Source organism: Pseudobutyrivibrio ruminis HUN009 (genome assembly GCF_000703005.1).
GTDB classification, from domain to species: domain Bacteria; phylum Bacillota; class Clostridia; order Lachnospirales; family Lachnospiraceae; genus Pseudobutyrivibrio; species Pseudobutyrivibrio ruminis_A.
Genome location: NZ_JNLH01000001.1, coordinates 2,626,365 through 2,645,389, shown reverse-complemented (window position 1 = coordinate 2,645,389; position 19,025 = coordinate 2,626,365). Strand labels below are relative to the sequence as shown.

At 38.8% G+C, this 19,025-nt stretch carries 17 protein-coding genes; 16 read left to right on the top strand and 1 reads right to left on the bottom strand.

Annotated elements, in window-relative coordinates; all coding sequences use genetic code 11:
* Window positions 1–9 precede the first annotated feature (9 nt).
* The 13 genes from BO15_RS0112015 (at window position 10) to BO15_RS0111950 (ending at window position 14,416) form a co-directional block, all read left to right on the top strand.
* Window positions 10–771: a metal ABC transporter ATP-binding protein gene (locus BO15_RS0112015; protein ID WP_033154525.1), complete on the top strand. Its 762-nt coding sequence runs from the start codon at window positions 10–12 to the stop codon at window positions 769–771.
* Window positions 764–1,567 carry a metal ABC transporter permease gene (locus tag BO15_RS0112010; protein WP_049960413.1) on the top strand — a complete coding sequence of 268 codons (804 nt, stop codon included), beginning with the start codon at window positions 764–766 and terminating at the stop codon, window positions 1,565–1,567. Before BO15_RS0112015 ends, BO15_RS0112010 begins: the two co-directional genes overlap by 8 nt.
* A gap of 182 nt (window positions 1,568–1,749) precedes the next feature.
* Window positions 1,750–2,787 (top strand): hypothetical protein, encoded by a 1,038-nt coding sequence (locus BO15_RS0112005; protein ID WP_033154523.1) that lies wholly within the window; start codon window positions 1,750–1,752, stop codon window positions 2,785–2,787.
* Between the two features lie 525 nt (window positions 2,788–3,312).
* The gene (locus BO15_RS0112000) at window positions 3,313–4,722 is read left to right on the top strand and encodes a flagellin (RefSeq protein WP_033154522.1); all 1,410 of its coding nucleotides are present in this window, start codon (window positions 3,313–3,315) and stop codon (window positions 4,720–4,722) included.
* 437 nt (window positions 4,723–5,159) lie between these two features.
* Complete coding sequence (locus BO15_RS0111995) at window positions 5,160–6,563, top strand: flagellin (protein ID WP_033154521.1); 1,404 nt, start codon at window positions 5,160–5,162, stop codon at window positions 6,561–6,563.
* A 430-nt stretch (window positions 6,564–6,993) separates the two neighbouring features.
* Entirely contained in the window at window positions 6,994–8,406 is a 1,413-nt protein-coding gene (locus BO15_RS0111985; RefSeq protein ID WP_033154519.1) for a flagellin, read from the top strand.
* A 137-nt stretch (window positions 8,407–8,543) separates the two neighbouring features.
* Window positions 8,544–9,356, top strand: a complete 813-nt coding sequence (locus BO15_RS0111980; RefSeq protein ID WP_033154518.1) for a hypothetical protein — start codon at window positions 8,544–8,546, stop codon at window positions 9,354–9,356.
* Window positions 9,331–10,140 carry a hypothetical protein gene (locus BO15_RS13790; RefSeq protein WP_052169917.1) on the top strand — a complete coding sequence of 270 codons (810 nt, stop codon included), beginning with the start codon at window positions 9,331–9,333 and terminating at the stop codon, window positions 10,138–10,140. The genes BO15_RS0111980 and BO15_RS13790 overlap by 26 nt, the downstream gene beginning before the upstream one ends.
* A gap of 115 nt (window positions 10,141–10,255) precedes the next feature.
* On the top strand, window positions 10,256–10,780 hold the full coding sequence (locus BO15_RS0111970) for an adenine phosphoribosyltransferase (RefSeq protein WP_033154517.1): 525 nt from the start codon (window positions 10,256–10,258) through the stop codon (window positions 10,778–10,780).
* Window positions 10,781–10,835: 55 nt separating this feature from the next.
* Window positions 10,836–11,516: a tRNA (N6-threonylcarbamoyladenosine(37)-N6)-methyltransferase TrmO gene (tsaA, locus tag BO15_RS0111965; RefSeq protein ID WP_033154516.1), complete on the top strand. Its 681-nt coding sequence runs from the start codon at window positions 10,836–10,838 to the stop codon at window positions 11,514–11,516.
* A 155-nt stretch (window positions 11,517–11,671) separates the two neighbouring features.
* Window positions 11,672–13,204, top strand: coding sequence for a glycoside hydrolase family 43 protein (locus BO15_RS0111960; RefSeq protein WP_033154515.1), 1,533 nt, complete (start codon window positions 11,672–11,674; stop codon window positions 13,202–13,204).
* Between the two features lie 23 nt (window positions 13,205–13,227).
* A complete protein-coding gene (locus BO15_RS0111955) occupies window positions 13,228–14,175 on the top strand; it encodes a family 43 glycosylhydrolase (protein ID WP_033154514.1) in 948 nt (315 codons plus the stop codon).
* On the top strand, window positions 14,168–14,416 hold the full coding sequence (locus BO15_RS0111950) for a DUF6171 family protein (RefSeq protein WP_033154513.1): 249 nt from the start codon (window positions 14,168–14,170) through the stop codon (window positions 14,414–14,416). The genes BO15_RS0111955 and BO15_RS0111950 overlap by 8 nt, the downstream gene beginning before the upstream one ends.
* 4 nt (window positions 14,417–14,420) lie before the next feature.
* Here BO15_RS0111950 and BO15_RS0111945 read toward each other — a convergent pair whose 3' ends face one another.
* Window positions 14,421–15,341 (bottom strand): ArsR/SmtB family transcription factor, encoded by a 921-nt coding sequence (locus tag BO15_RS0111945; protein WP_033154512.1) that lies wholly within the window; start codon window positions 15,339–15,341, stop codon window positions 14,421–14,423.
* Between the two features lie 399 nt (window positions 15,342–15,740).
* Here BO15_RS0111945 and BO15_RS0111940 point away from each other — a divergent pair, with 399 nt between their 5' ends.
* Genes BO15_RS0111940 through BO15_RS0111930 form a run of 3 tightly spaced genes read left to right on the top strand, consistent with a single transcriptional unit; the run spans window position 15,741 to window position 18,993 of the window.
* A complete protein-coding gene (locus tag BO15_RS0111940) occupies window positions 15,741–17,165 on the top strand; it encodes an ABC transporter substrate-binding protein (RefSeq protein ID WP_033154511.1) in 1,425 nt (474 codons plus the stop codon).
* Between the two features lie 60 nt (window positions 17,166–17,225).
* Window positions 17,226–18,122: a carbohydrate ABC transporter permease gene (locus tag BO15_RS0111935; RefSeq protein WP_033154510.1), complete on the top strand. Its 897-nt coding sequence runs from the start codon at window positions 17,226–17,228 to the stop codon at window positions 18,120–18,122.
* A gap of 1 nt (window position 18,123) precedes the next feature.
* Complete coding sequence (locus BO15_RS0111930; protein ID WP_081828665.1) at window positions 18,124–18,993, top strand: carbohydrate ABC transporter permease; 870 nt, start codon at window positions 18,124–18,126, stop codon at window positions 18,991–18,993.
* Window positions 18,994–19,025: the final 32 nt, after the last annotated feature.

Genomic DNA, 19,025 nt, shown 5'->3' with positions numbered 1-19,025 from the left:
AGGAAAAATATGAAGAAAATTATTCCATGTGGTTTCCACTGTATAAAATTTAATAATTTGGGCGTGTCATTTGGTGACCAGCAGGTCCTTAGCAACATCAATTTGCATGTACACTGTGGAAACATGACTGCTATTATTGGAAGAAATGGAGCAGGTAAGTCCACATTAGTGAGAGCAATACTTGGTGAGGTTCCATACACTGGAGAGATTCAGTTCAAAAACAAGATGAACGGAACCATGCAAGGGCTAAAGATTGGTTATGTACCACAAAGTGTAAATATCGACAGAACGACACCGCTTTCAGTATATGATTTATTCCAGTCCTTCACAGGTAAGCTCCCTATTCTCTTCAGAAACAAAAAAGAGCATGACCATGTAAAGGAAGCATTGGCGGAGTTTGATGTGGCAGAGCTTATCGACCAGCCTGTAGGTACACTTTCAGGAGGGCAGCTTCAGCGTGTGCTTCTTGCTATGGCTGTGCACGATACACCAAATCTTTTGCTTTTGGATGAGCCTGTATCAGGCATTGATAAAAACGGTATGGATGCTTTCTATGAAAAGATGAAATATTTAAAAGAGACTCACGATTTGGCAATCATCCTTGTAAGTCATGATTTGGACTACGTATATAAATATGCGGACAATGTCATTCTTATAGACAAGACAGTTACCGCAGCAGGCAAGCCAAAGCAGGTTTTCGAGACTGATGCTTTTAAGCATGTTTTTGGCAAGGGCGCTGTAGGAGAAGTGGAGGTGAATGCAAATGTTTAACGAAATGTTTTCATACGCCTTCATGGTAAGGGCTACAATCGCAATTCTTTTGATTTCGCCGCTGTTTGGAATGGTAGGCACAATGATAGTACAAAAGCGCATGGCCTATTTCAGTGATGCACTTGGTCATTCAGCACTTACTGGAATTGCAGCCGGTGTTATTATGGGCATTGCCAACACCACAGTTTCTATGATTATATTTGGAATCTGCTTTGCACTGCTTCTTAATTACATCAGCAGAAAGGGCCTCAGCTCCTCAGATACATTGATTTCAGTATTTGCAAGCTGTGCTACAGCCCTTGGTCTTGCTATTTTGTCCAGGGGTGGAAGCTTTGCAAATTATTCAGCAATTTTGGTAGGTGACATTTTATCAATCACCTCAGCTGAGATTATCCAGTTGATTGTACTGTTTGTAGTTATCCTTGTATTCTGGTGTATCAGCATCAACAGACTTACTGCAATTAGCATTCATGCTACCCTTGCAAAGAGCCGTAGCATTTCAGTGCGAGTGATGGAAGATGCATTTGCGGTGCTTATAGCACTTCTGGTAATGCTTTCTATTAAGTGGGTAGGTATTCTACTTATTAATGCACTGCTGATACTTCCAGCAGCCAGCAGCAGAAATATCTCTGAAAACTTCAGAGAGTACACATACCTTTCCATGATATTCAGTATTTTCTCTGGTGTGGCAGGCTTGTTTGTATCATACTTCACAGATATGGCTACAGGCCCAATGATTGTAATCATCGCCAGTGTGATTTACTTTGCAACATACATATATGGAAAAGATAGATAATGGATGGCTTCCCTTAGGGGAAGCCTTTTATGTTGAATTATGATAAAAATTACATATTATGACGCTTTATGATGAATTATGATAGAACTAGCAAATTATGATGAATTATGATAGAACTAGCAAATTATGATAAATTATGATAAAGTTAACATATAGAAAGAATGCATGATGGAGGTCATAGTATGAAAAAGGATAATCCATTTACTCTTACTTTTGGAAAACAACCGGGTGAATATATCTATAGATATGAAAATACAGAAACTATAATCAGTAGCTTTGAGTCAGATAATCCTATAAGTCAGGCTTATCTTATAGAAGGTGTTAGGGGGAGTGGTAAGACTGTACTTATGACAACTATAGCAAATACGCTTTCAGAAGATGAAAGTTGGGTAGTTGTAGATTTAAACTCAACACAGGATTTAGTAGCAGATTTTGCGCAAAGATTAATTGATGCTTGCAAAAAATTACCTGATTTAATGAAGACAGGTTTTAATATATCTGTAGCAGGTTTTGGTGTTGGAATTAATGGAAGCTCTCAGCCGCAGGATGAGGTTAGTGTCATAGAAAGTATTCTTTCTTCTCTAAAAAAGAAAAACAAGAAGGTACTTGTGACAATAGACGAGGCTATGCCTAATGATAATATGAGGCATTTTGCAAGTCAGTTTCAGATATTTATTAGAAAAGAGTATAATCTATTTCTTCTGATGACAGGTTTGTATGAAAATATATATGCTATTCAAAACGACCCAGCGCTTACATTTTTGCTTAGAACACCTAAGATTAAAATGGAGCCATTAAGTATTCCCCAAATAACAAAGCAATATAAAACTATCTTTAATATGGAGATAGAGGAAGCTCACGATATGGCAATGGTGACAAAAGGATATGCTTTTGCATTCCAAGCTCTGGGAATGCTATATTTTGAATACAGAGATACTTTATCCTTTGAGGATATACTTTCTAAGTTGGATGATTTATTAGATGATTTCGTCTACAAAAAAATATGGGAAGGTCTTACAGATAAGGATAAAGAGATTATAAGAACTGTAGGTCCTAAGAGTAATACTGTTTCTAATATTTGCCAGGAACTTGGAATACCTAATACAAGCTTCCCTAGATACAGAGAGAGATTGATGAAGAAAGGTGTAATTTATACGCCGGAAAGAGGAGTTGTGGAGTTAGCGCTTCCTAGATTTGCAGAAGTAATAGCGTTGTATTAATAACAATAAAAAGATTTCTATGACTTTTCGGTGAAAAACGGTTACAACTAAAAAATGATGATATAATAGGTGATACAGATGGCGGGAAAGCTTACTGTATCGCCTTTTTTGTAACAAAAAAATTTTTTTAAAAAATTTTTCAAAAAGGGGTTAAGTTTCAGAATAAGCTTCCGATATACACTGTGTAAGGCAAGAGATAAATGAAACGGATTTCGTTTATCCAGGTTAACACATCATAATACATAACTAATTTTTTCGGACCAGGACAAGGATGTTAAGGATCGGATAATCAATAATCGTTTTCTATTTATCTATTGCAATCGCAATAGGATTTTTTCATGCGAAGGTAATTGAAAATTTAATACTAGTTTTAGAGCTTGAATTGTACACATACCCTTAATAATAATTTATGGCATGTCGCGCGAGTGCTGTAGTTATTATAGATGTAATTTATTAACAAGTGAGTGCAAAGGCACTTCTCCCAGGAAAGGAATCTAGGGAGTATCTACAAGGAGGTAGAATTTTATGGTAGTACAACACAATATGCAAGCAAGCAATGCTTCAAGAATGCTTAACATCACAACAGGTAATCAGTCAAAGTCAACTGAGAAGCTTTCTTCAGGTTACAAGATTAACCGTGCGGCAGATGATGCAGCTGGTCTTTCAATTTCTGAGAAGATGCGTAAGCAGATCAGAGGTCTTGATCAGGCTTCTACAAACGCACAGGATGGTGTATCTGCAGTGCAGACAGCTGAAGGTGCTTTAACAGAAGTTCACTCAATGCTTCAGAGAATGAACGAGCTTGCAGTACAGGCTTCAAACGGAACAAACAGTGAGTCTGATCGTTCTTCAATCCAGGACGAAATTAATCAGCTTACAACAGAAATCGACCGTGTTGCTGAGACAACAAAGTTCAACGAGACATACTTACTTAAGGGTTCAGATGGAAAGAAGACTGTTCATATTAATGCACATGATGCAGGTCTTGTTGGTACATTCTCACAGAACTCTGTAAAGGCTACATTCCAGATGAAGGCACTTGGCGTAGGTGACAAGTACACAATTGGTGGTACAGAGTATGAAATTGGTGCAGCGGATGCAGCTAGTGCAAAGACAGCAGTAGGGCTTAAGGATGCTGATAAAGCAAAGTATACAGGTCAGACAGTAGAAATCGCTGGAAAGACATGGACATTTGCATCATCAACAGATGAAGAGCTTTACACTCTTAACTATGACGATTTAGCAAACAAATTAAGCGCAGGCACAACAGTTAAGTTCAATGGTAAGTCTGCAACAGTTTTTTCTAAGACGTTAGAAACTGCAGATGGTGGTATCGATCCTAACAATAAGACTCTTATTACAGCAGATGCTGCATATAAGAAGGTTGGTACAGAGCTCATTGCTGCATCTTCAATTGGTACATCGACAATGGCATCTATGACTGATGATGATGGCGCTGATGTAACAGTAAACAGCGTAGACTATCGTAAGTTTGTCATCACAAAGGGCACAAACGAGACAGTTAACGACCTTAACTTCAATCTTCATGTTGGTGCTGACGCTGATATGACAAATAAGATTGGTGTTACAATCGAGTCTATGTCTTCAAAGAGCCTTGGTCTTGCAGGTATTAACGTATCTGATTCAACAGGTAAGGCTGCTACATACGCAATCGATGCAATCGCTGATGCTGTTTCTAAGGTATCTGCACAGAGATCTTCACTCGGTGCTGTTCAGAACAGACTTGAGCACACAATCGCAAACGTTGATAACGTAGTTGAGAACACCAACGCTGCTGAGTCTCGTATCCGTGATACAGACATGGCTGATGAGATGGTTAACTACAGCAAGAATAACATTCTTGCTCAGGCAGGTCAGGCAATGCTTGCTCAGGCTAACCAGTCTACACAGGGTGTACTTTCAATCTTAGGTTAATCCTTAATTGGATAAAGTTACATATTATTCGTTTCGCGCAGACTAGTTGAATAGCTAGTAAATTAGGGGACTTCCTTCGGGAGGTCCTCTTTTTTGTGAAAAAAGTGTGTTTAAAATGTGAAAAAGGTCTTGATTTTTTTTCTGAAATGAAGATAATAATATTAGCTGATGAAAAGGAATTCACAGCATACTTAAATAACGAGACAGAATAGGCTTTATTTCTAAATTCTATTTCTTTTCGATTTTGGGACAAGGATGTTATTAATCGAAACGATAATTTCAATTAATTAATACCCATATTTTATTTATTTTTATATTTGATAGTCGAACAGGTGGCGCGCGTCTGTTTTGATTATAGACTAAATTTTATTTTAAGTGCAGGACGCACTTCTTCTTCGAAAGGATTCGAGGAAGCAACTACATGGAGGTAGAAAAAAATGGTAGTACAACACAATATGCAGGCAATGAATGCCTCAAGAATGCTTAACATCACATCAGGAAATCAGGCAAAGTCAACAGAGAAGCTTTCTTCTGGTTACAAGATTAACCGTGCAGCAGATGATGCAGCTGGTCTTTCAATTTCAGAAAAGATGAGAAAGCAGATCAGAGGACTTGATCAGGCTTCTACAAACGCACAGGATGGTGTATCTGCAGTTCAGACAGCTGAAGGTGCTCTTACAGAAGTTCACTCAATGCTTCAGAGAATGAACGAGCTTGCAGTACAGGCTTCAAACGGTACAAACTCTGAGTCTGACCGTTCTTCAATCCAGGACGAAATCAACCAGCTTACAACAGAAATCGATCGTGTTGCTGAGACAACAAAGTTCAACGAGACATACCTTCTTAAGGGCGATAACGGTACAAAGAAGGTTCAGATTTCAGCTCATGATGCAGGTCTTGTTGGTACATTCTCACAGAACTCTGTAAAAGCTACATTCACAATGAATGAGCTTGGGGTTGGTGATAAGTATACAATCGGTGGCACAGAGTACGAAATCGGTGCTGAAAATGCAAATGCAGCTATGGCAGCTGTTAAGCTTGATTCAACAAATGCAGGTTCAGATGGTTCAAAGGTAAAGGGCCAGACAGTGGAAATCGCTGGAAAGACATGGACATTTGGAGATAAGACTGACGAAGAATTACATACAATTAAGTATGAGGATTTAAGCAAGAAGTTAAGTGCAGGCACAACTGTTAAGTATAACGGTAAGTCAGCTACAATTTTCTCTGAAAGCGCAGGTTCAGATGGAACAGACCCTAACAATAAGACACTTATTACTGCAGAAGGTGCATATACAAAGGTTCAGACAGAGCTTAAAGCAGCTTCTTCAATTGGTGCGACAAGTAAGACTCCAACAGTTACAGAAGCTACAACTTCACCAGCAGGTAAGAAGTCATTTACAATCGAAAAGGGTTATGTTGAGACAAAGAATGACCTTAGCTTCAGCCTTCACGTTGGTGCTGACGCTGATATGACAAACAAGATTAACGTTAAGGTTCAGTCTATGTCAGCTAAGAGCCTTGGTCTTGATGGTATCAATGTATCAGATTCAACAGGTAAGGCTGCTACATATGCTATCGATGCTATCGCTGATGCTGTATCAAAGGTATCTGCACAGAGATCATCACTTGGTGCTGTTCAGAACAGACTTGAGCATACAATTGCAAACGTAGATAACGTAGTTGAGAACACAAATGCAGCTGAGTCACGTATCCGTGATACAGACATGGCTGAGGAAATGGTTAACTACAGCAAGAACAACATTCTTGCTCAGGCAGGTCAGTCAATGCTTGCACAGGCTAACCAGTCAACACAGGGTGTTCTTTCAATCCTTGGCTAATAGCTATTTTGGTTAATAAATTACATTACGTTTTTATAGAGGCTTCCGTTGGAGGCCTCTATTTTTGTGCAAAAATTATTTTTTATAATTTTTCTAAAGTTTGATAGAAGTTTTCCGATAATTGTTATAGATGGAAACAGTAAACATAATGTTTTTGTTGTCCATCTGGGCAGTTTATCTTTTCATTATCGCGCGGAAAAGGGAATTGCCATAATAGCAGCTTTACAATTGAATAAAGCTTGTTATACTACTTTATTTCTTACCTTGATAGCATGTGGAGGTTGGTCACTCCCTTGTTATATAGATACTGGAAATAAGCCTAAAGTATGTATGTTTCCATGTCATGAAACTTATGATTTTTAGTTAATGTTATGCAATAAGCATCTCTCATGAATGGAATCGTGGGAGTATCTACAAGGAGGTAGAAATTATGGTAGTACAACACAATATGCAGGCAGCTAATGCTTCAAGAATGTTAGGAATTACAACAAATGCTCAGTCTAAGTCTACTGAGAAACTTTCAAGTGGTTTTAGAATCAATAGAGCCGCAGATGATGCAGCTGGTCTTTCAATTTCTGAGAAAATGCGTAAGCAGATTCGAGGTCTTGATCAGGCTTCAACAAATGCATCTGATGGTATCTCAGCAGTACAGACCGCCGAGGGTGCCCTTACAGAGGTACATTCTATGTTACAGAGAATGAATGAGTTGGCAGTTCAAGCAGCAAACGGTACAAATTCAGAGTCTGATCGTACATCTATTCAGGATGAAATTAATCAGCTTACAACTGAGATTGATCGTGTCGCAGAGACAACAAAGTTCAACGAGACCTATCTTCTCAAGGGGGATAATGGCACCAAGGAAATCAAAATCAGTGCTCATGATGCAGGCCTATTAGGTACTTTTTCACAGAACTCAATTAAGGCTACATTTACAATGACTGCTCTAGGAGTTGGTGATACATATACAATAGGCGGTACAGAGTATGAGATTGGTGCAGAAACAGCAAATGAAGTTTTAGGAGCGATTGGATTGGATGATTCTTCAAAAGCAATCGTTGGAACAACTATTCAGATTGCCGGAAAGTCATGGACATTTGTAGATAATACAACAGGTACAACTGATGAGGAGTTATTTACAATTAAATATGACGATTTAGCAAGCAAGATTAGTGAAGGCACAAAAGCTGAGTACAACGGTAAATCTGCAACAAGATTCTCTGTTGCAAATGCTAATCTTGTGGAGGAAACAGATCCAAATAATAAGACTCTTATCACAGCAACAGGTGCATACAACAAGGTTAAGACAGAGCTCATAGCAGCGTCTTCAATCGGTGCTACAAAGACACCAGCAACAATTGATACTGCAGGTGATGTTGCTGTAGCTAACGGTAAAAAGACATTTGTCATTACTAAGGGTGCTGTTGATACAAAGAATGATTTGATGTTCAATCTACATGTCGGTGCAGATGCTGATATGACAAATAAGATTGGAGTTAGAATTGAATCATTAACAGCGAAGGCTCTTGGTCTTGATGGTGTTAACGTATCAGATGCTACAGGAAAGCAGGCAACTTACTCAATTGATTGCATTGCCGATGCACTTGCAAAGGTATCTGCACAGCGTTCAGCACTTGGTGCCGTACAGAACAGACTAGAGCACTCAATTGCTAACTTAGACAACGTAGTTGAGAACACAAATGCCGCTGAATCACGTATCCGTGATACAGATATGGCTGACGAGATGGTTACATACAGCAAGAACAATATTCTTGCTCAGGCAGGCCAGTCAATGCTCGCTCAGGCAAATCAGGCAACTCAGGGTGTTCTTTCACTCTTAGGATAATTAGCGTGGCCAAACGCATAGGTACTTTCGAGTACTATCCACAAATTGGGGTCCTTCGGGGCCCCTTTTTAATATGCGAATTATAAAACTTGACGATAGTCAAGTTTTATAATAACATTTTTGTGAGGTGGATATTCATGGAAATAATAAAGAAACTTCAAGACTATAGATACTTAAATTGGAGCAAAACTAGACATAGTTCGGGTACTGTTGGAACTCTTCTTAAAGCAGAGGAGATTGGCCCGGAAGGGAAAATTTACTATAAACTATCTAGGTTTGATTCTCAAAATGGCATAATCGGACACGAAGCTGTTAACGAGCTTATTGTGGACAGATTACTTACAGCGTTAGATATCCCACACTTAAGCTATGATTTGATTCGAGCACAGATTGTTATTAATAATCAGGAATTTGAAACATATATAAACAGATCCTATGATTATAAGATAAAGGGAGAAAAGAAGACTGCTTTTGAGTCCTTTTATCTGGTTAATAAGTATTCAACTGAAACTCCATTTGAGTTCGCGGACAGGTATGGGTGGAAGGAATATATTTATCAGATGTTTATTGTGGATTATTTGATTCTTAATTGCGACAGACATGGAGCAAATATAGAAGTATTGAAGAATAAAAACAGTGTCAGATTAGCACCATTGTTTGATCATGGATTGTCATTATTATTTGATGTTACAAATCCTGACAATCTTAATAAGAATGATTTGTTGGAAGATAAAAAGGTTATGGATTTTGTTGGAAAAGGAAGCACGCTAGAAAATCTCGCTTCTATACCAAAGGAATATTTGATTCCTTTGCCTTCTAATAAAAAGGCTATAATTGGCGGATTGTTTGAAGGATTAGATGATGTTCTAACAGAAGCGTATATAGAAAAAATATCAGAAATGATATCTGAAAGGTGGGCTTTTTATGAAGTATTTCGAAATAAAAAGTGATTTGCCAGGGGATGATAGATTATATGGAATCTTGCAATATGATGAAACACTTGACCAGTATTTAGTGGAGTTACCAGATGATTTGGAATATTGCGATGCGCCACTTTTATTAGATTCTGCCATAGAAAAAGGAACTCGTACAGTGGGGCCCTATGTTTCATATCTTTGGGTAAAGGAACGTATTATTCCGGAAGATAGACAAAATATTGGATATATTCTAAAGGAAGCAGGATTAGATTATTACGATGAATTTAAACTGCTTAATATCAGCGATGGAAGATGCGCGCAGGATGATTTTTACCTGAAACCAATACCAGTAAAATATATGCCAATGGACATAAGTGGGCGACTTGAAAAAAGAGTAGAAGATTTTGTATTGCTACCCGATATGAGATTATTGGTCTTTTTCTACAATGGAAAAGTTAAACTATGTGATTTAAACAAATTTAATGACAGATATGAATGGATTAAATATTTGTCAATAAACGAAAAATATTATTATTCTATAAGATCACTTATTGCAGGTTATGGAGTGGGCTGGGAAGATAGTAGACAAATATCATGTGAAGAATTATTTCACATAGGTATAGAACTTCCACTATCTTACGATGATTTTAAAATGTTTGTTAACCAACGAATTATGTCAACATCAGATGTATGTGATGCATTGGAATGTAGCAGACAAAATGTTAATGATCTGATAAAAAGAGATAAGCTACATCCAGTAAAAGAAATGGATAACGGAAAGCTGTTTTTAAGGGCTGAAATTGAAAGACGTCTGTAGCCAAGTACTTGAAAAAATTGCCTAAAAAACTTATAATTTATTCGGATAAATTTCTTATCCGACTTTAATTTGCCGCTCCATTGGAAATTATGCGGCCATTAATAGAAGGAGTCATATGAAAAAAGTAGAAGATTACATCAGAACTATTCCAGATTTCCCAGAGCCAGGTATCATGTTTAGAGATGTTACTAGCATCTTGCAGGATGCGGAAGGGTTCCGACTTGCTATAGACGAAATGAAGAAGCTTATTGAGAATGTTGATTTCGATGTTATTGCAGGCGCAGAGAGCCGTGGATTCATCTTTGGTGCACCACTTGCATACGCACTTGGCAAGCCATTCGTACTTATTCGTAAAAAGGGTAAGCTTCCATGCGAAACTATCGAAAAGACATATGATCTTGAGTACGGCACAGCCACAATCGAGATGCATAAGGATGCAGTTAAGCCAGGTCAGAAGGTTGTTATCGTAGATGACCTTATCGCTACAGGTGGTACAATCGAAGCTGCAGCACAGCTTGTTGAGGAGCTTGGCGGCGAAGTTGTTAAAATCGTCTTCCTTATGGAGCTCGCTGGTCTTAAGGGACGTGAAAAGCTTGCAAAGTACGACGTAGAGTCAGTTGTTACATACGAAGGAAAGTAATATTAGATTATTGGGCAGTACATTTTGTACTGCCTTTTATTATTAAGAGGTATTGATGGAATTAAAAGAAATAGCATTTATACATACAGGCTTTACACAAAAGTTTGGGATACCCAGGCAAAGTGGTCTGGTTTCAGATGAGATAGGCTATATCGTATTTACGGAGGAGTTTAGAAATCCTACCTTTATCGACGGCATCACAGACTATGACTATCTGTGGCTGTTGTGGGGCTTTTCAAAAAACAAGCCTTTAGAAGGTGGCACAGTTCGTCCGCCACGTTTGGGTGGGGAAAAGCACATGGGAGTGTTTGCCACCCGTGCGCCATACCGTCCCAACAACATCGGCCTTTCATCTGTAAAGCTGATAGAAGTAAAGCAAACTGAAAAAGATGGCCTAGTGCTTGTGGTCAGCGGAGTGGATATGTTAGATGGCACACCTATTTACGATATAAAGCCATATATCCCTTATGCAGACGCTCATCCTGATGCAAGGGGAGGATTTACCGATTCACTTTCTAAGGGGGCTCAGGTAAAGGTGGAATTTCCAGAGGCGCTTCTGGCAAAATTACCACAAGACTTGCGGCAGTCTGCAATAGATGTCCTTAGTCAGGATCCAAGGGCAGGCTATGATAGAGGCAAAAATCGTGATTTTAGATTAGCTTATCATGGGTACGATATAGTATTTGAGTCAGTAAATGATTCACTGATAGTTAAAGAAGTTATCAAAATACTTTAGAAATATTTAAAATAAATATTGTGTTCTTAAAATAGATTTGATATATTAGAACTGTCCAAAGCAATGGAGTTTTGGGCAGTTATTTTTATCTTCAAACATTTTTAATAAGGGGCTTGATGTCTGAAGATTTTCGACTAATTAATGGAGGATAACGCATGAAAAAATTTATTTCATGTGTTCTAGCAGTTTCTATGGTTGGAGGTCTGGTGGCTTGCTCAAGCTCTGAATCTAAAGAGAAAAATTACACAGTCAGCTATGACGGTATTGCCACAGGTGACGTTTCTTCTTCGGGCGTCTCAGTCCACGACCCATCCATATTAGAAGTTGATGGAACATATTATATTTATGGTAGTCATATGACTGCAGCGAAAAGTACAGATTTACTTAATTGGGAAATGATTGGCGATGGCTATATGAAATCTAATCCTGTTTATGGTCAGATTTATGATGTGGAAGATGAAGCTTTTGCTTATTCAGGATCCAAGGATAGTATTATCAAAACAGACGATGGTGGCACACATGTGTGGGCACCGGATGTTATTTACAACGAGACTACGGGTCTTTACTACATGTACTACTGCACAACCAGTACATTTAATGCGTCAAATCTTTGCTTTGGTACCAGCGAATCGCCAGAGGGACCATTTGAATGGCAGGCACCGCTGATTTATTCAGGCTTTAACCTTAGCAATGTGAAGTCTACAGATGTACTTGACTATGTTGATGAGGACTATGTAAAGAAAAACTACATTAAAAGTGGTGGCTACAATTACGAAGATTATCCAAACGCAATTGACCCTACAGTATTTTATGATGCTGATGGAAGAATGTGGATGGTTTATGGCTCATGGTCTGGTGGTATATTCCTGCTTGAGCTTGACCCAGAGACTGGTCTTGTAATTCATCCAGAGGCTGATGAAGCAAACAATGTAGATCCATACTATGGCAAGAAGCTTCTTGGTGGAGGACATATTTCCATTGAAGGACCATACATTATGTACGATGCTAACACAGATTATTACTATCTGTTTGTATCTTATGGTACTTTGACTAGCAACGGTGGATATCAGATTCGTGTGTTCCGTTCTGAGACAGTTGATGGCGAATACGTTGATATGAATGGCGAATATCCAGAAAAGAGTGCTATGCATGAAAACTATGGATTGAAGCTTTCTAGCAACTATAAGCTGCCTAGCTTGGACAGAGCATACATGGCCACAGGCCACAACTCTGCTTTTGTTGATAGCGACGGAAAGGAGTATTTGGTTTACCATACTCGTTTCAACGATGGAGGAGAAAATCACTCTCCAAGACTACATCAGATGCTTATGAATGCAGAAGGATGGCCATGCGATTTACCATATCAGACTCAGGGTGAGACTGTTTCTGAAACCGGTTATAGCATGGATGAGGTAGAGGGAAGATACTATTTCATTAATCAGGGTACAGATATTTCTAGTGATATCGCAAATCCGATAATCATATATCTTAATTCTGATGGCACATGCGAGGGCAAAGAAGTATCTGGTACATGGACTATGACTGATGGCACCTACTATATGAACATCACAATAGATGGAAAAGATTATAGTGGCGTATTCTGCAAGATGCAGGATGAAGCTGGCACAGAATGCATGACATTCTCAGCTGTTGGAAGTAATGAGAGTGTCTGGGGAGTAAAATATTAATAAGGTTTAGGCGGAGAGTGAAAATGGACAAAAATTTTGAATATAACAAACCATGGATTTTGCAGAGAGCAGATCCATATGTATACAGACACACAGATGGCAAGTATTACTTTACTGCCTCTGTGCCTGAATACGATAAAATTGTGTTGCGTGTAAGCGACACATTGGAGGGCCTTAGGGTCGCTGGGGAAGTGGAAATTTGGCATAAGCATGAAAGTGGCCCAATGTCTAAGCACATTTGGGCTCCTGAACTACATTATCTTTTTGGTAAATGGTACATTTACTATGCAGGTGGAGAGGTAGAGGATATTTGGAAGATTCGTCCATATGTCCTTGAGTGTCAGGGAGATGACCCTATTCATGACGAGTGGATTGAAAAGGGCAAAATGACAAGAGCTGATAGTGATGAGTTTTCATTTGAGGCATTTTCTCTGGATGCAACAGTATTCGAAAATGATGGAAAATGGTATTATATTTGGGCAGAGAAAGTTAGCGTAGGCAAGCAGATTTCTAACCTTTATATTGCCAGAATGAAAAACGGATATACGTTAGAAACAGAACAGGTACTTCTTACTACACCTGACTATGACTGGGAACGTCATGGCTATTGGGTAAATGAAGGCCCTGCAGTACTTCAGCGCAACGGCAAGATTTTCGTTACTTACTCTGCAAGTGATACAGGTATTAACTATTGCATGGGTATGCTGACAGCAGATGCAGATAGTGATTTGCTTGATCCATTATCTTGGAAGAAGGAGCGTTATCCAGTTCTTGCTTCATCGCCAGAGCATGTGGTATATGGACCAGGTCACAATTCATTTACAGTAGATGAAGAGGGCAATGATATCCTGGTTTATCACGCTAGAACAGAAACAGAGATTGTGGGAGACCCACTTTACAATCCAAATCGCCATGCAATGCTTATGAAGTTTGATTGGCAGGATGGAAGACCAGTGTTTAATTATGATTGAAAACAGAGTTTGTGCAAGATGTCTGCTTAGAGATATGACAAGAGCAGATGCTGAAATGATTGAAAAATACAAAAATGAACTTAAAGCACAGGACCAGGTGGACGATGATGAATATGAGCGCCGCCTGGCCCTCTGTAAAAATTGCGTCCAGCTAAATGCAGGTACATGCATGTCCTGTGGATGCTATGTAGAATTAAGGGCAGCCATGAAGGCTGCCCATTGTCCACGTAAATCGTGGTAGATATTTAATTGATAGGGCTATAGTTGATGGATACTCTGATATCCTGACCATAGTTACCAAATGTCTTACCAAACAGTGTGACACCACCAATGTGTTCTGCGTCGTCTTCAACGGCGATGCGGAAATCAAGTGGCTGTCCAGGTTTGAGCTTCAAATCGTCTATAGTAACATCTGAAATCTGAAGACCATCGATATATGTACCAAACTTATTTACTACAAGAAGCTTTAAAAGGCCATACTGATTCCAGTTTGGTGGCCACCAGTCAGGTGTAAACATTCCAAGTATTTCACCACCGAAATCTCCAGGGCTAGTCCACATACCAACCTTTTGATCGTTGATTGAAAAAGAGATATCACTTGGCCAATTGTTATCAATACCAGGAGCTTCAGATGAAATCTCAAATGAGATGGAAATCTGAGTGATATTGTTGTTGCTAGGAACGAGATTTGGCAAAGCGTACTCTACGTAGCCTTTTGTGAACCACAGGATATCTGCGTTGAAGTGATCTGGATGAGCAAAGTATCTTGCATCATCGATTTCACCAATAACAGATGCACTGTTTGCAAGGCCACAGGTAGGGCAAATATCGTATTTTGAAAACTGTCCCACTTTAATATCTGTAGTAGATACGTTTGCTAAATCAAGTGGTTTTTCTATTTCTATGACTATTTTGTCTTGAATTACTGAGCATAGCTTTGAATTGCCGTGACTGGCAGATTCGTTAGAAGTGGAGATGAGTCCGCATTCTTCAAGCTTTTTAATGTGACCAGTGAGAGCGCCGTTGCTAAGATTTAGCTGAGTAGCAAGTTGGTTCATGCTCATGCGGTCGTTTTCTAATAGTATGTTTAGAATCTGAATACGAACATCAGAACCTAAAGCTTTAAAAAGCTCGACTCCATCATCCAGGGAAGTTATGTGTATCATAACGTTTCTCCTTTTTATGATTTCTTAAAATATTACTCTTAATTATAAAATTTAACAAAATGGGTGTCAATATAGTTGAGCTTTAGAATTCTATTATTTTAGCAAAAGATAAAATTATTAATGAAAATATACACTTGAAAGCCTGAATTGACAAACAACTTGTTAATAATTGCTAAATCATCCGTGTCTTTTTTGTGAATATTAAAAGAACATCCAAAATAGTTTAGAAAAAACTAAAATAATCATTGACTTGCTGAAGTGGCAGGTTATAATTAAACCATAATAGTTATTGAGCTTTTAGAAAAATATGTTGATTAACTACCAAGCCTCAGTTAATTGTACTATTTATAAAAGCTTGAAACAATTACAACATTTCTTTTTTACAAAAGGAGGAGAAGAATGAAGAAGAAATTGATTAGTGCACTTCTTTGCACATCAATGGCAGCTAGTTTATTCGCTGGTTGCGGTGGCGCTTCAGAAGGTGGGGTAGATCCTGATGCTGCTACAGAAGAAGAAGCTGCTGAGGAAACAGCAGAATCTGAGGTCGTAACAAACACATTTGGTGATCCAAATGGTACACACTTAGAGATGTGGACATTCGTTGAGCTTCACGGTCAGCACTACGGTGTTATGGCTGAGGAGTGGAACAAGCAGCATCCAGACAACACAATCGAAATTACATGTACAACATATCCATATGGCGATATGCACACAAAGCTTCTTACAGCTCTTGAGGCTGGCACAGGTGCTCCAGATATCTGTGACGTAGAAGTTGGTCAGTTCCCTAACGTAGTTGAAGGTCTTGATCAGTGGCTTGTACCATTAAATGATTACGCTGCTGATTACCTTGATACAATGGTTACATCAAGAATGGAAACATATCAGGGTGAGGATGGTAACTACTACGGAGCTCCATACCACGTAGGTGCTACAGTAATGTACTACAACGTAGCTGCAATGTCAGAAGCTATGGGACTTACACAGGATGAAGTAATTGCTAAGATTGATGCAGTTAAGACTTGGGATGATTATGCAGCGCTTGGTGAAGAGTACTTAGGAAATGTTACTGAGGAAGGTAAGTACTGGACATCAGTTGATACAGGCGGAGTTGACTGGCTCTGGATTGCAATGGCTGAGTACGGTGATGACTGGACAGGCGGTTTCGATAATCCAGCAAACGTTCAGCTTGATTCAGTTAAGAACATGCTTTCAATGCAGCAGGATTGGTTAAAGTCAGGTCTTGCAGAGGTTTCTCCAGACGGACATGTTGACCTTGAGGCAGGCTTCCAGAACATTATGGATAGAAACATCGTTTCATTCCCTAAGGCAATGTGGTATATGTCACGTTTCACAAACTACATGCCAGATGAAGCAGGCAACTGGTACATTGCTAAGTGCCCTGTATTCGAGGAAGGCCAGATTTGTTCTGTAGGTATTGGTGGTACAGGTACAGTTGTTACACAGCAGTCTCAGAATATTGATCTTGCAGCAGAGTTCCTTTGCTGGGCAAAGATGTCAGAAGAAGGCGAGCAGCACATCTGGGATACACTTGGATTTGACGTTTGTAACGCAGCTCTTTGGACAGATGATGCATTCGCACATGATGAGAACAACCAGTACAACCAGTTCTTCATCAACTATCCATATGATGTTTTAGCTGAAATCGGAATGGACAACATTGGAAAGATTTCAGTAGTTTCTATCAGCCCAACAATCAATGAGTACTTCTGCACAACAACACTTAACGAAGTACTTGAAGATCCAGATTACTCAATTGATGATGCACTTCAGGAAGCACAGGATGCAATTGATATGGAGCAGTAGGAATTTATAACTAAGGGCCGCTTAGGCGGCCCTATTTTAAAAGATGGAGAAAGGTGCATTATGAAAATCAAGAACTTTTTATATTCTCAGAAGGTGGCACCATACGTTTTTGTTTTACCTTTTGTATTAAGTTTTTTCTTCTTTTGGGTTTATCCTCTTATCACAGCTTTCACAATGAGCTTTCAGGATATTGGGGCTATTAAATCAGAATGGGTTGGGTTTGCTAACTATTCAAAGCTATTACAGGATAAGGTATTTCATATTGCTGTATGGAACAGTGTGAAATACATGTTCTTTACATTAGTATTATTAATTCCATTCCCTATGCTTTTTGCAGTTTTGCTTGATAGTCATTTGGTAAAGGCAAAGGGTGTATGGAAGGCAATTTTATACATGCCAGCATTAACATCAGTTGTTATTTCTGGTACACTTTTCCGCCTGATGTTTACTGAGTATACAACAGGTCAGATGAATATGATTACAGCGGCTTTAGGCCTTGGAACATATAAATGGTTAAAGATGGGCTGGTCAGGTATGCTCGCCCTCTTAATCGTAGCTTGCTGGAGATGGACAGGTGTAAACATGCTTTACTTCTTGTCAGGTCTTAAATCAATCGACAGCTCTTTATATGAAGCAGCCGATATTGATGGAGCTACAGGTTGGCAGAAGTTCAAGTTCGTAACACTTCCTCTTCTTAAGCCAACAACAGTTTATGTACTTACAATTTCAGTATATGCCGGTCTTGCAATGTTCCTGGAGTCATACATGTTATGGGCAGGAAATTCATCACCAAACAATATTGGACTTACAATTGTTGGATATTTGTACAAGCGTGGTATTGAGAAGAATGATATGGGTTATGCATGTGCAGTAGGTGTAGTACTTCTTATCGTTGCTCTTATCATCAACTTTGCTCAGCTTATATTCAACGGAACATTCAAGAAGGGAGAGGATTAATATGTCAAAGCAAAAGACAATGTCTGGCACTCCTAAGAGAACGGTAGGCACAATACTTGGAACAGGATTTTTTGTAATCCTATGTTTAATCATTATTTTCCCTGTATTTGCAGGTTTACTTGCTTCATTCAGACCTGGTACAGAGCTTATTCGTAGAGGTCTTTCAATTGATTTGAACCCTTCTACAATGAACCTTGATAACTACAAATACTTATTCAGCGGCAATGCTGACAGTATTAAATATTTCATGTGGTACAAGAATTCGTTATTAATTACCATTATTTCGGTAGCACTTACTTTGATAGTTTGTTACTTTGTTGCATATGGACTGACAATGTATGAGTTCAGATTCAAAAATCTACTTTTCACAATCGTACTTGCAACAATGATGGTACCTTTCGAAATCTTAATGCTTCCACTTTACAAGGAAATTATTGCATTAAAGCTTATTGATACTTACACAGGTGTAATCATCATAGGTATCTGCGGCGCATCTACAATCTTCTTCTTCAAGCAGTACTTATCAGGACTGCCAAAGGATTTGCTTGATGCAGCAAGAATTGATGGATGTTCAGAATATGGCATTTCAGTGAGAATCATCCTTCCTCTTGCAAAGCCTGCATTTGCTTCAATGGGTATCCTTTGCGCAATGGGTTCATGGAATGCAATTCTGTGGCCACTCTTAGTACTCAAGGGAGCAGAGAAGTTTACACTTCCAATCGGACTTAATACATTGCTTACACCATACGGCAACAACTACGATGTACTTATTGCTGGATCAATGTTTGGAATTTTACCAATCTTCATAATCTTCCTTATTTTCCAGAAGTACATTATCGATGGAATGACTGCAGGTGCGGTAAAAGGCTAAAAAATTTAGATGAGCCTGTAACTAACAAGCTA